Here is a 15233-nt window from a genome sequence, read left to right as displayed (position 1 = left end):
TCCCTCCTGTTTCTCGTATCCCTACCATTTGCTTGTTGCTGGCTCTATAGAAAAACACCTTTTCTATTATGAAGTTTCCCGTTTTTCACGAACCTTTGTATGATTTCTATTAAGCCTTTTAAAAGAATAAAAGCTACCCTACTACTATACAAGTACCGCTTCTATAAATGCAAAATATACCAGTCTATACCATGCAGGACATACTACAAAAAGACGTTCCTCCCTCATATAAAGGAAGAAACGTCTTTCTCTACTGCTAGCGCTTCACTTCATGCCCTTGATCATCAATGAACCATCGGTGCTCCTGTGCCGCTTCTTCGACTTCCATGAAGGCCCAGTGTCTTGTGCCAACATCCTCAAAGGTCGGAGTATTCACACCATAAAGCGGTCCCCGTTCAAACAGGCGGTTAAGCACCTTGACGGCTTCAGCCCGTGTCAGCTTCTGATTCGGCTTAAACGTATGATCATCATAACCGCTCATTATGCCACTGGAACGGATGAAGGCAATTGCCTCATAAGCCCAATGCTCGGAGGATAGGTCCTTATAGGTTTGTCCTATTGTTGAAACTTCGGCTTCAACGCCCTTGCTCGTCAGCCAGCGGTATGCGATGGCCGCCATTTCAGCGCGAGTGATACCATCCTCAGGGCCAAAGCGTCCGTCTGGATAACCTTCCATCAACCCAGCTTCGGACGCGACTCCCATTTCCTCATATGCCCAATGCTTCACAGAAACGTCTTTGTAAGAGAATACTACTCCCCCGTTCGGGAGGCTCTCCAAATTTCTGACCAGCATAGCCGCCATCTGCGCACGGGTAACCGGCTTGTCTGGGCCAAATGTTCCGTCAGGGAAGCCTTTAATATATGGCTTGTGGAGGTTCGCCCCTTCACCGTCCTGCTGCTGGGCAGCAAAATATTCCTTCCAGCCTTCCATGTAAACCATCGTAAATGTACTGAATTTATTGACGTCGAATTGCACGCCCTGCTCCCCGCCCTTATAGGCAGCAATCTCGCCACGAATCAGCTCTTTGGTTCCATCGCTGTGCTCTACGAAAATAACCAGGTTGTCCAGAATGTTTTGACGGGCCGCGGCATCTTCAGGCAAAGCGCCTTTAAGCGGCATCATCAACGTTACAGACCGGCTCTGCATATTGGTTTCAATGGTCATCGGACTGCCCAATACCTTAATCGTCTGGTCTCCTGCAATTTGGCGCACAAGCTCTTCTTTTTTCGCTTGGTCCTCTACGACTTTACGTTCATTTTCAGTCCGAAGCGGAATGAAGCGGAAATAAAGATCCTCGTCGAATCCAACCAATGATGCGTGCGGAATCAACACACGAACACCGTCAAGCTGGAATTCCAATGCAATGCCGCCGTCTGCAAGCGGTTTGACTGCATTTTTCGGAACTCTGATGTCCGTCTGGGCCACTTTCCCCTCTTCGTCTGGTATAATGATTCGCGCTATTGGATTCGACTTGCCCTTGAGCTGCTCTACCGTTGCCAGAACTCTATCCTGTGCCAAGACAACATTATCCCTGACCTTGCCGTCCGAACTGGTCGTACGCTCAATCGGCGTTCTAGTAAGTAATTCGCCTTCGCCCGCCGAAACCTCAGCGAATACCTCTTCTTTGACAGTGCCAGAGTTGGTACCCGTCCCCGACGAGGAATGTGAGGTCGGCGTCGGGGTTGCACCCGTATCCGGTGTCGGCGTCGGGGTTGCGCCTATATCCGGTGTCGACGTCGGCGTTGCGCCCGTATCCGGTGTCGGCGTCGGGGTTGCGCCTGTATCCGGTGTCGGCGTCGCCGATTGCACTTGCTTGATATCACTTGCCGTCAATTCAATTAGGCTAAAGCGTATTACCTTATTGCCAGCATCTATCTCATAAAGTCCAATATATTTATTAGTTACAGCATCTACACCCGGGATGTCACCCATCTGATAGGGATCGATTACTCCCGCTCCCATCGGAACGGAATCGCCATAATTAGGCGTTGCAATCGGGCTTGACGAAACCGAGACCACCAAACGATTATCTGGCTGTGAAAAAGCATATGGAAGGCTTGTCGTCCCTACCTGAAAGCCTTCCGTGGCTGCTGGGATAGGACTAAACGGCGATACAGGCACCGGAATCACTGGCGGAGTTGTATAACTCCACTGGAAATGCGGATAACGCTCGTTAAACGCTGGGGAGATCGCCCATATTTGATCAAAATCCCATTCCTCAAACTTCGATTTATCCTTCATGTCAGGTGTAGACCGATATTCGCTTATATCGAGCAAGGTTTTAAGATCCGTTTGGCCCGTCACTCTATCGGAGTATACCGATTCGACAACCGACGCATTGCTGCCGTTATTGCCGCCAAAGCTGTATGCGTCGGTATACATATAATCTTTGTCCAATATTGCACCCGTCGAATAGGCGAAACGAAACGTATTGGAGCCTAGATCGCTCCCGATGAATCCACCTACGTACTGAACACCTTCAACTCTTGCACGCGAGTAAACATTCTCATATAGGGAGTTGTCGGATTGACCGACAAAGCCGCCAATATATAAGCCGGAGCCGATGACTTGCTGGATCGGAGATGCATAAGTCTGCTTAACGGCCGCTCCCACAAGGTAGCCCGCCAATCCACCAAGAATCGTTCTCCCTTCCACTTCTCCTGAAGCATAGGATTTCTCAATATCGATTCTATTGCCCTCACCAATCAAGCCGCCAAGCTTGCTGCCATAGTAGCTTTCGGCTGAGGAAACTCTGCCCGTAGCGTACGATCGAACAATGGCTACCCGCTCATTCTCACCGCTGGTCACGTTGCCCGCTCTCCCGATCAAGCCGCCTCCTGCGCTTCCGCTAAAATCAATGATTGTCACTTCGGCGCTGGAATAAGAGTCGGAGACTAACGATTGGCCTTCAATGGCGCCTATTAGGCCGCCCAAGGCACTTTTACCAGTCACACTGCCGGATGAAGACGCATGAATGACTTGCGTTTGCTTGGCCATCCCAACCAAAGCCCCTGCCATCTCAGGCGGATTTAATTCATCCATTGCCGTAATAACGGCATTGGCCAGGTGCACGTTCTGGAGCGTCGCTCCTTCTGTATATGCGAACAAGCCAACACCCTTGCCGGCATAAGCCTGTATGTTCAGGCCGCTAATCGTTTTGCCGTTGCCATCGAATACTCCAGTAAACGGCTCAGTAGGCACATCGTAAGTCATATATGATCCGATTGGTGTCCAACTTGTCCCTGCTCCACCATCCGTAAGATCAATATCGTCCGTAAGAACAAAGTGACCATCCAACACGTAACGAATAGCATTTAATTCATCCGAGCCCGAAATTTGGTATGGATCGGCAACTGTTCCAGATCCGCCTGCGAACAGCTGGACATCATCTTTTTCAAGCTTAATGAGGCTGAACTTTACGATATTGCCGGCAGCATCAACCTCGTACAATGCGAGGTGGCTAACTGCTGCAGAGCTATCGATAGTAATATCGCTGCCAACTGTATAAGGATCTATCACGCTTGCCCCGTTGCCGACTGGAGCAGGGGCCCCCGCATCTGGAGTCGGCACACTGCCAGTCAGCATCTGTACCACAAGACGGTTGGCGATGCCAGCAGAAGCTCCACTAATACGTGTTGTTCCTTTTACTGTACCCGGTTCGACGGTAACAGCTCCTTCAATTTCCGGTGCCAGCTTGTCACCAAAGTAGGGGAATCCACCATTAACAGCAGAGTCAATCAGCCATATGCCTTTAAAGTTCCAGTCTCCCGGGTAGGTATCGGCATTTTGAATTTTGTTGGTGCATAGCGGCGTACCCAGCTCATCTCCCGGTTTGACAACCGAACATTGCGCACCTGAATGGTAAAACACATTGGAAACCGTTGCATTTGCATAGCTCGGCGCAAACTCTTTCACAATACTTTCATCGACTAGCAAGGTTCCGGCAAAATAGGCATTCTTAAAGGCTACCGTTCCTTCCATTTTATAAACAAAGCCCGCCATCTCATAGCCGGTGACCGTTGCACGGGAGAACACATCGGTAAAGGTCGAGTCTTGCGCTTTGCCAACAAAGCCCCCTATCGCCGTCCCGCCCTTCACGACGGATGAGCCCGGGATTCCCTGGATAACGGATGGTCCAGCATAAGACTCAGACACCGTGGCATTTTTCAGGACACCTGCCAGTCCGCCAGCATTTTCGGTCAGCGTTATGTTCATGTGGCCCGAGCTCACAGTGTAACCCTTAACCGAACTGGTCGAATAGGATGTTTCAACGATGATATTCTCACCATAGCCAATTAATCCGCCTGTCTGCAAGGTGCCTTCAACATCCCCCGTTGCCCAGCTGCCAATGAATTCGACTTGATCGCTTGCCGTGCCTTTTACACTGCCGATTAAGCCACCCCTGTTCTGGTATTTGTTATTAGCAAAAAGAGAAAGCTGGCCTGCTCCATTTCTTGGAAGCTGCACCTTTACCGATGCAGAGGAATGAATCACCGCCGTTTTGGCACCCGCTGCGGCCAATGATCCGATCAGACCGCCAGTGTTGTCTCTCCGGCTGACAATTGTTCCGGAGGCCGAAACATTTTCAATGATCGAGTTTTGGGCCGTACCCGCAAGCGCGCCAGCCGTAGCACCATTGGTTGTATCGCCATTGGTTTCATCACTTATATTGACAGCGGCCATATTCAGATTCCGAATGGTTGCGGAGCTGATGTAACCGAACAAGGAATTGTCCAATTTGTTCGACTTAATTGTAAGCCCCGAAACCGTGAAGTCTCCTCCGTCAAACGTTCCAGTAAAAGGCTTATTATCCGTTGTGCTGCCGATGGGACTCCAGCCCTCACCCTGATTGTACGGCGCAGCATCCAGATCAATATTGGACGTAAGAACAAAATGCTTGTCCCGATAGTCCCTTACCCTATCCAATTGCTCCGCGGTTGACAGTCGGTACGGATCATCCGCCGTACCCTCACCGCCGTCGAACAACCTAACATCCTCGTTGCCGAGAGTCAGCGAATCATTGGATTCGGCTGAGACTCCCAGCGGGGGAAGTCCCGAAAAAATCAATAGAACGATCAGAATGGAATGTAAATAACGACGAAGCATAATGTGGTTTTCCTCCCAAATGTTATCTCTGCCACATGTCGCTCAACACCTCGACATTTTGCGGCATTTTTCGCCATTATACCTCCTCTTCTGTGACAAAATTGTTGCAAGTGCAACGGCTGATCCTCCCTCTGGAGGCAAGATAGGCTCAGCAAAGGGTTCATGCTCAAGCAGCCTTAGTCCAGCCTCCATTAAATAGCGCTGATAAATGTAGCGGTAGCTTTCACACCATTCCCCGCCAAATTCCGCGAGAAAGGGACATTCACATCTTCCATGTTCCGAATTTTTTTCCTACTCCACGTCTGTGAGACGTCCCGGGCTAAGAGCGCTATCTTCCTCTCCATCTATCTGCTTCTTTAATCACGTACGCCTTTGGCAGTAAGGACTTCTACATGTTGTGCAGTCTCATCCAACCTACGCTAGCCTTATATGAAGTTCGTGTTCCTCAGACCAGAAACTTGCCATCGGCTTCCTTCAGATTTCACCTCACGATGGACACCATTGCCTTAAGCTATGGCTGCTACTGCCTTCACCATTCGGGACTTGAACCCTAGAGATAGCACCCACGCTGGGCGCACACAAATAGAGGGGGCCGAATTCGGCCCCCTCTATACCTAAATTAGATCAGATTTTTGCATAAGTTTTTGAATAACGGTTGCAACCTCGCCCCTGGTTATGTACTCCTGCGGCGCAAGCTTATCAACGCTTCGTCCAGATACAATGCCAGCTTGAAGGATGTCCGCAACACTGCTTTGCGCCCACGCGGATACCTCCTGTGCGTCTCCAAACATACGAAGAGTAGCATCTGTTGGCTGAACAGACAGTTTAGCCTTCAGTCCTGTAAGCTTCATCGCTTTGGAGAGAATAACCATCGCCTGTTCCCTCGTGATCTTATCCGTCGGTCGGAAAGTGCCGTCTACAAAACCGTCAATCAACTGATACGTATAAGCCGTATTGATTGCGCTGCTAAACCAATCTGACGTCTTCACATCAGAGAATGGTGCGGCCCCGTTTTCCAGTTTTAGTCCCAATCCGCGTACCAGGATAGCTGCAAACTCAGCTCGTGTTATATCTCGATCTGGATTAAACAGACCGCCGCCCGTACCATCAATGATCATCCGCGATCCCATGTCGTTAACAGCAGCTTTCGACCAGTGACTCGCAACATCAAGGAATTCAAGCGGATGCCAGACGACGGAGTAAGTGCTGTTGGTTAAGCTGTTAATATGAGCATAATATTTGCCGTCGATTTCGACGATCTTGGTTGGTACGTGGCGAACCGTTCCATCCGGCTCGACAACGACGCCCGTAGTAATTTGGTTCGTGTCGATTCCGGCCGGGATGGCGATGGTTCGCTCAACATAAGCATCGAATCTAGATACTTCGATTGTCTTTGTTCCGTATGTAGCTCTGATCGTGAATTCAACCGGCGGAACGACAAGCGTGAATTTCCCTTTCGCTGCCGCATCCTCCACAACTTTCATCGAATCGTTCGTTGGTGCGGCGATTTCAACTTGAACCTTGATGTCCTTTAGCGGCACCGACTTCCCGAATTGCTCCGCTATCATGTTAATATTCATTTGTTGCGCAGGAAGCTTATAAGTCGCATGATTCGTTCTGATTTCCAAAATAGCTTTTTGATTATCCATGGTTTGAACCATTTGACCGTTTAATTCGCCAATGACCACGTCAGACTGTGTGTTGACCGGAATCGTAATGACTGCACCCTGGCCTTCCGCAGCCAGCTTGTCTTCCAGCTTCTTCTGGTCAATTGTGATCGTGAGAACGGTTTGATCGTTAAGCTTACTTGTTGCGGCGATTCCCGCATTTTCCTGTTTGCCGTTCACCAACACGATGACCACATCTCCGCTTGAGTTGCTGGAGGCAGGCGCTGATCCCGTGTTATTGGCCGATTGTGCTTTCACCTTGAGGGTGAACGTTTTGGTCTCCGTTTCGCTTCCCTTCGTAATCGTGGCGGTCAGCGTTACTTCTTTGTCTCCTTCGGCGTAGGATGGACGGGTCACTTTGCCGTCATCGGCCACAACGCTCGTATTGTCGGATGACCATATAATTGTCGTGCCGCTTGCTCCTGTTCCAGGCAGCGTCACGTCTTGCGTGACATTCGTAGCGCTGTCGCCACTTCCGAAACTGACCTCCAGAGCAGCCTTGTCATCGCTAACAGCTCCCGCGTCGGTCTGCGAATTGACTTTCACCTTGAGGGTGAACGTTTTGGTTTCCGTTTCGCTTCCCTTCGTAATCGTGGCAGTCAGCGTTACTTCCTTGTCTCCTTCAGTGTAGGATGGACGGGTCACTTTGCCGTCATCGGCCACGACGCTCGTATCGTCGGATGACCATATGATCGTCGTGCCGCTTGCTCCTGTTCCAGGCAGCGTCACGTCTTGCGTGACATTCGTAGCGCTGTCACCACTTCCGAAACTGACCTCCAGAGCAGCCTTGTCATCGCTGACAGCTCCCGCATCGCTCTGCGGATTGGCCTTCACCTTGAGGGTGAACGTTTTGGTTTCCGTTTCGCTTCCCTTTGTAATCGTGGCAGTCAGCGTTACTTCCTTGTCTCCTTCGGCGTAGGATGGACGGGTCACTTTGCCGTCATCGGCCACAACGCTCGTATCGTCGGATGACCACGTGATCGTCGTGCCGCTTGCTCCTGTTCCAGGCAGCGTCACGTCTTGCGTGACATTCGTAGCACTGTCGCCACTTCCAAAGCTGACCTCCAGAGCAGCCTTGTCATCACTGACAGCTCCCGCATCGCTCTGCGGATTGGCCTTCACCTTGAGAGTAAAGGTTTTGGTTTCCGTTACACTGCCCTTCGTAATCGTCGCGGTCAGCGTTACTTCCTTGTCTCCTTCGGTGTAGGATGGACGGGTCACTTTGCCGTCATCGGCCACAACGCTCGTATCGTCGGATGACCACGTGATCGTCGTGCCGCTTGCTCCTGTTCCAGGCAGCGTCACGTCTTGCGTGACATTCGTAGCGCTGTCGCCACTTCCAAAGCTGACCTCCAGAGCAGCCTTGTCATCACTGACAGCTCCTGCGTCGGTCTGAGTAGCAACGGTGACCGTAATCGTCGCCGTTCCGTTTTTGCTGCTGTCCGCCGTCGATGTTGCCGTGATTGTATAAGCTCCCGTTACTGCTGCTGCATCAACAGTAACATTACCCGCAGTATCTACCGTCACTTTGCCGCTGGCATCGCTGCTCGTCCATGTCACTGTCGTCGCTGCACCGCCCACCACATCTACCGTGGCCGTGAGCTGCTGACTCTTGCCTTGCTCTACGCTTGCGCTGCTTGGACTAACGTTCACGCTGTTCACCGCCGGTGCCGGAACAGATTGCAGAATGGTTCCACTGGCCCCCACAGCCGTAAAAGTACCGTTGGCATAGATGACTCCCAACAAATTATTTGTAGTACTGCTCGTACTCGTTTGCGTAGTCCAGTTCACTCTGTCGGCAGAGGTCACAATCTTTCCGCTGGCTCCTACAGCCACATAAATGTCATTTCCGTAAGCTGCGCTATTTAGGCCATTTGCGGTGCTACTTGCTTGGCTCGTCCAGGTTACTCCGTCGGAAGAGGTCATAACCGTACCGCTGGCTCCTACAGTCACAAACATGCCATTTACGTAGGAAATGCCGTTTAAATTAGCGTAAATGTTTCTTGCTTGGCTCGTCCAGGTTACTCCGTCGGCAGAGGTCACAACCGTGCCGCTGGCTCCCACAGCCACATAAACGTTATTTCCGTAGGCTACGCTATTTAGGCCACTTGTGGTGCTGCTTGTTTGGCTCGTCCAGGTTACTCCGTCAGCGGAGGTAATAACCTTTCCGCTAGCTCCCACAGCTACGTACTTATCATTTCCGTAGGTGATACTAAGCAGATTTTGCGTCAGTCCACTCAGCGTCCGTTTCGTCCAGCTTACCCCGTCGTCGGAGGTTACAATCGTTCCACTGTTCCCAACGGCCACATACTTGCCGTTCCCATAGATAACACTAAACAGATTTTGACTAATGCCGCTCAGCGTCTGCTTCGTCCAGCTTACTCCGTCGTCGGAGGTTACAACCGTTCCACTGTTCCCAACGACCACATATTTCCCGCCTCCATATGTTACGTAATTTAAAATATTGGTCGTTAACGCTGAGCTTCCCCGGCTTGTCCACGTAACAGGAACAGCGGTAACCGTAATCGTCGCGGTTCCGGCCTTACTGTTGTCTACCGTCGATGTTGCCTTGATCGTGTAACTTCCAGGCACGGCTGCCGCAGCAACAGTCACCTTGCCCGTGGTGTCTACCGCTACTTTGCCGCTGACATCGCTGCTGATCCATGTCACTGTCGTCGCTGCACCGTTTACCGCACCTACCGTTGCCGTGAGCTGTTGGCTTTTGCCTTGCTGCACGCTTGTGTTGATTGGGCTGACGCTTACACTGTTTATTGCTGGCGCTCCCGGCGCGGCAATCACCGTAATCGTCGCGGTTCCGATTTGCCCGTCATCCTCTGTCGATGTTGCCGTAATCGTGTGGTAGCCTAGCGGGGCATCTGCGGGAACGATTACCTCCCCTGTAGTGTCTACCGCCACCTTTCCACTAGCATCGCTGCTGGTCCACGTCACTGTTGACGCAGCGCCACCCGACGTATCCACCACTGACGTGAGCTGCTGGCTTCCTCCTTGTACTAGTCTTACGCTACGCGGGTTGACGTCGATGTTGCTTACTTCCGGTAATATTGGCATTGCAGCGGATTGCAAAACCCTTCCTGAATCCCCTACCGCCACATACGTCCCATTGTTGTAAACGATACCGTTAAGATTGACCAAATCCTGGTTCGTCGATTTCGTCCAATTCATTGCATCGCTGGAGGTTACAATCTCTCCAGCATTCCCTACTGCCACAAACCTATGATTTCTATAGATGATAGCATTTAGCTGAGCGGAAGTGCCGCTCGCCGGGCTCGTCCAATTCACGCCATCATTGGAGACAATCAGCGTTCCACCAAACCCTACCGCCACAAACTGGTGACCTCCATAGGCAATACCCTTTAGCTGTTGCGTAGTGCTGCTTGCCAGGCTCGTCCAGTTCACGCCATCGCTTGAAGTAACAACCATCCCCGTGTTTCCAACCGCCACGTACTTCCCTTTCCCATAAATGACGCTGTTTAGACTTTGCGTAGTGTTACTCGCCCGCTGTGTCCAGCTCGTTCCGTCACTGGATGTTACGATCCTTCCAGTGGCCCCTACTGCAACAAACAAACCATTTCCATAGGTGACACTATATAATCGAAAGTTAGTGCCGCTCGATCGGCTCGACCAAGCGATCCCGTCTGTGGAAGTAAAATTCGTTCCATCTGGACCCACTGCTACGAATATACCTTTTCCATAGGTAACCCCATTTAAATCTTGTGTCATACTGCTCTTTGTTCGGTTTGCCCAAGCGATTCCGTCGTCGGAGGTTGCAATCGTTCCATCTGGACCAACCGCCACATAGGTTCCGTTACCGTAAGCGATGCTATTTAACTTATTACTCGTAGGCAACGGGCTCCGGATCGTCCAGTTCTCTCCGTCAGCATAGGTTAAAATCGTTCCGCCAGTCCCTACTACCACATAGGTTCCATTACCGCCGGCGACTCCCATTAAACTTCCTGAGTTGAGGCCGCTCGTTTGATTTTCCCAAGTTACTCCGTCAGTAGAAATTTTAATCACTCCAGAGTTCGCTGTTGCCACAAACTTCCCGTTCCCGTAAGTGACGCTAAGCAAATTTTCCGAAGTGCCGCTCGTCCGCTGTGTCCAGGTTACGCCGTCTTCGGAGGTTACAACCTTCCCTTCTGAACCTACTACCACATAGATACCGTTGCCGTAGGCGACACCCAGCAAATTGGGAGATAAGTTACTCGTTTGATCTGTCCAGTTCGTTCCATCACTGGAAGTAAAGATTTTTCCATTCCCACCCGCTACTACAAAAATACCGTTGCCATAGGTGATCCTATATAAAACGGAATTTGTAATTACGGGGCTAACTGGGTTCAACGTCCAGTCCATGCCATCGCTCGAGGTCACGACCTTCCCAAACCACCCTACCGCCACATACTTCCCATTCCCATAAGCAACGCTGGCAAGCTCGCTTGAATCGTTGTTCGTTGCGTTCGTCCAGTTTACTCCATCGCTGGAGATGATAATTTTCCCGCCTTCGCCTACCGCCACAAATTGGCCGTTTTCATAGCTAATACCTTTTAGCTTACTCGTAATACCGCTCGTTTGAGTTGTCCAACTCGCACCATCGGCAGAGGTCATAACGGTTCCATTATCTCCAACAGCTACATATTTCCCATCCCCATAGGTCACGTCATATAAATGCACACCCGTGGGCAGAGGCCCCCGGACCGTCCACTCGTCAAGCGGATTCGCAGCATTCGCAATCTGAGGAAAATGACCCACCACTATCAATACTGCCATGACGATTGATATCCAACGTTTAATCATTGTTGTCTTCCACTCCCTTTTTCTTCATTATTTGTGTGCCTGCCAGTCCGCCAGTATTTTCGACCAACGTTATGTTCATATAACCCAAACTCACTGAAGGTAAATAACGACCAATCATAATGTGGTTTTCCTCCCAAATGTAATCTCTGCCGCATGTCACTCAACACCTCGACATCTTGTGGCATTTTTCGCCATTATACCTCCTCTTCTGTGACAAAATTGTTGCAAGCGTAGCGGCTGATCCTTCCCCCGGCAGCAAGATTCATAAAATAAGGATGTGTTTATTTTTTTGAGTAAAGTTCCAAATAAACGATTCGAGTTTATAGATTAAAAATGTGAAAAACGTTACAGAAAAAGCGGGAGCTCCATGATATGGACTCCCGCTTTTTCTCCATTACCTATCATTGCAATTCATCTCCACGATAGAATCTCATAGAGTCTTAATAGCCACTCATCTGTAGCTTAGCTTATCAATTAGTTCGAAAGCAATAACTTATCGATTAGGCGAGTGATAATTGCCACAGACTCCGCACGGGTTGCGTTATCGTTTGGTTTAAAGCTGTTTTCGCCCTTGCCAGTCACCATTCCTGCTGCTGTAAATGCACCTATAGCATCGGCTGCCCAACTGCTTCGTGCTACATCACTAAAGCGAGCTTCGGAAGGGATGTAGTTTGTTAATCGGGAAAGAATAACAACGATTTCTGCTCGTGTAATCTCTTGATCAGGATGGAATCCCCCTCCGCTGTAGCCTTGTATCATGTCAAGCGCATGTAAGGTGCTTATGGCATCCAACGCCCAGTGTCCTTCAACATCATTAAACGTTGCTGCACTGGTCGATTTCAAACTGAATGCCTTCATGACCATCATCGAAAATTCTGCACGAGTCACACTTTGCTCTGGTTTGAATGTACCATCGGTATAGCCCGATACAAATCCCATTCGTGCTGCTCGTTCGATCGCTGCTGTACTCCACAGCGTCGATGGAACATCCGAAAAGCTGACATTCGGAGCTTGCTGCTCACTATCAACCATAGATTGAATGATATCTATATTCACTTTATCGTTAGCAACCGGTTGAGTCACTGTTGGTTGTGTTGGCTCACTTGGGCTAGTCGGTTCAGTTGGTGTCGGTGCTGGTGTCGGTGCTGGTGTCGGTGCTGAACCCACATTCCCATTTCCTCCATTGCCACCGCTTGATCGTACCGTGACTTGAAGGGAAAGCGTTTTACCGCCATAGGAAACCGTGATCTCAGCTAACCCAGCCTGTAGAGCTGTAACTACTCCTGCTGCATTAACAGTAGCTGCTTCCATGTTGCTTGAGGTATAGATGGCGCTTGACGTAACATCCTTTTCACTTTCATCCGCATAGCTTGCCTTCACGCTCAAACCTTGCGTTGCTCCTGCTACAAGCGTTACGCTTGTTGGGGTAGCTGTAATCGAATCTAGATTCGCCGTCCACTTCGCATACAGCGTCATAGCTCTGCCTGACATCGTATCGCTTGCAAAGCTCCACGGTTCGGCTAACTCCGCCTCGGTATACCAGCCACCAAAGGCGTACCCTTCCCTTGTTGAAACTGGCTCTGTTAGCAGCTCTCCATAACTCACGTTAGCTGCACTCACCGCGCTTCCTCCATTCGATTCATACGTCACCGTGTAGCTATTGAGCGTCCACTTCGCATACAACGTCATAGCTCTGCCTGGCATCGGATCGCTTGTAAAGCTCCACCGTTCGGTCAATTCCGCCTCGGTATACCAGCCACCAAAGGTGTATCCTTCCCTGGTTGAGACTGGCTCTGTTAGCAGCTCGCCATCACTCACATTAGCTGCGCTCACCGCGCTTCCTCCATTGGATTCATACGTCACCGTGTAGCTATTGAGCGTCCACTTCGCATACAGCGTCATAGCTCTGCCTGGCATCGGATCGCTTGTAAAGCTCCACCGTTCGGTCAATTCCGCCTCGGTATACCAGCCACCAAAGGTGTATCCTTCCCTGGTTGAGACTGGCTCTGTTAGCAGCTCGCCATCACTCACATTAGCTGCGCTCACCGCGCTTCCTCCATTGGATTCATACGTCACCGTGTAGCTATTGAGCGTCCACTTCGCATACAGCGTCATAGCTCTGCCTGGCATCGGATCGCTTGTAAAGCTCCACCGTTCGGTCAATTCCGCCTCGGTATACCAGCCACCAAAGGTGTATCCTTCCCTGGTTGAGACTGGCTCTGTTAGCAGCTCGCCATCACTCACATTAGCTGCGCTCACCGCGCTTCCTCCATTGGATTCATACGTCACCGTGTAGCTATTGAGCGTCCACTTCGCATACAGCGTCAAGGTGTTCTTCACTTTATTTTCTGCAAAATCCCATGCTGTGTCGAATGTTGCTTCCTTATACCATCCGTCAAACGTATACCCCTCTTTGCTCAATACCTCACTTGGTTTAACAGCGTTGGAGTCGTAATCCACGGTTTGATCACTTATGATCTCCTCGGTGTTTGTTACGAATGACACTTTATTCTTGCCCCATTTGGCATAGATGGTTAACGGCGCTGTGACGAACCCACTCCACGTTGAAGTGTGATCTTCATTCCTAGACCATCCATTAAAAGTATTCCCAACAATGGAGGATGATTGATCAGAAAAAGCATTAACTCCCACAGACAGAGCACCATTAAATCGAACACTCGTCAACTGATTTTCAGAAAATGCATAATCACCTATCGAGGTGACACTACTCGGGATCTCTACGCTCGCCAACTGATTACCATAAAATACACCAGCACCTATCGAGGTAACGCTACTCGGGATCGCTACACTCGTCAACTGATTAGTAGAAAATGCAGCAGCACCTATCGTTGTGACGCTACTCGGGATCGCTACACTCGTCAACTGATTATTATAAAATGCATTAGCACCTATCGAGATGACGCTACTCGGGATCTCTACACTCGTCAACTGATTAGCAGCAAATGCATAATCACCTATCGAGGTGACGCTGCTCGGGATCGCTACACTCGTCAACTGATTTTCAGAAAATGCATCAGCACCTATCGTTGTGACGCTAATCGGGATCTCTACACTCGTCAACTGATTATCAGAAAATGCCCAAGGACCTATCGTTGTAACGCTACTCGGGATCTCTACACTCGTCAACTGCTTATCATAAAATGCAGAATCACCTATCTCTACAACCGTTGCTCCACCAATCGTTGCAGGGATCACCACAGCTCGCGATGCTCCACTATATGAGCTAATCTGAACACCTCCAGCAACAGAAGCCACTATAAAATCACTCTCACTATTAGTCGCTACCGCTACATAACTATTTCCTATACTTACCTGACACACAAGCACGAACAGTGTCATTACCCTAACAATCGTCTTCTTCACCTATTCATCCACTCCTATTTAATCGCTATTACGATTCACCATCTTGATCACACGAGCGTACATCTCCGACAAGTCAATAACTTCAATTACTCCATTTCCTTCATTCTTTGTGCGCCTGCCAGTCCGCCAGTATTTTCGACCAGCGTTATGTTCATATAACCCAAACTCACTGAAGGTAAATAACGACCAATCATAATGTGGTTTTCCTCCCAAATGTGATCACTGCCGCATGTCACTCAACACCTCGACATCTTGTGGCATTT

4 protein-coding genes are annotated in these 15233 nt (G+C 50.0%); all 4 read right to left on the bottom strand.

Going from position 1 to position 15233, the window contains the following annotated elements; all coding sequences use genetic code 11:
- Window positions 1-256: 256 nt before the first annotated feature.
- Window positions 257-5107: an S-layer homology domain-containing protein gene (locus MHB80_RS01700; protein ID WP_341280543.1), complete on the bottom strand. Its 4851-nt coding sequence runs from the start codon at window positions 5105-5107 to the stop codon at window positions 257-259.
- A gap of 614 nt (window positions 5108-5721) precedes the next feature.
- Window positions 5722-11586: an immunoglobulin-like domain-containing protein gene (locus MHB80_RS01695; RefSeq protein WP_341280542.1), complete on the bottom strand. Its 5865-nt coding sequence runs from the start codon at window positions 11584-11586 to the stop codon at window positions 5722-5724.
- The gene (locus MHB80_RS01690; protein ID WP_341280541.1) at window positions 11579-11704 is read right to left on the bottom strand and encodes a hypothetical protein; all 126 of its coding nucleotides are present in this window, start codon (window positions 11702-11704) and stop codon (window positions 11579-11581) included. Before MHB80_RS01690 ends, MHB80_RS01695 begins: the two co-directional genes overlap by 8 nt.
- A 356-nt stretch (window positions 11705-12060) precedes the next feature.
- Window positions 12061-14970: an InlB B-repeat-containing protein gene (locus tag MHB80_RS01685; RefSeq protein WP_341280540.1), complete on the bottom strand. Its 2910-nt coding sequence runs from the start codon at window positions 14968-14970 to the stop codon at window positions 12061-12063.
- Window positions 14971-15233: the final 263 nt, after the last annotated feature.

Source organism: Paenibacillus sp. FSL H8-0537 (assembly GCF_038051995.1).
Taxonomy (GTDB): Bacteria; Bacillota; Bacilli; order Paenibacillales; family Paenibacillaceae; genus Pristimantibacillus.
This window is presented reverse-complemented; position numbering and strand designations above follow the sequence as displayed.

Excerpts from the sequence above, each read along its gene's own strand:
- MHB80_RS01695 (WP_341280542.1), bottom strand. The coding sequence starts at position 11,586 with ATGATTAAACGTTGGATATCAATCGTCATGGCAGTATTGATAGTGGTG.
- MHB80_RS01700 (WP_341280543.1), bottom strand. The coding sequence starts at position 5,107 with ATGCTTCGTCGTTATTTACATTCCATTCTGATCGTTCTATTGATTTTT.
- MHB80_RS01690 (WP_341280541.1), bottom strand. The coding sequence starts at position 11,704 with ATGATTGGTCGTTATTTACCTTCAGTGAGTTTGGGTTATATGAACATA.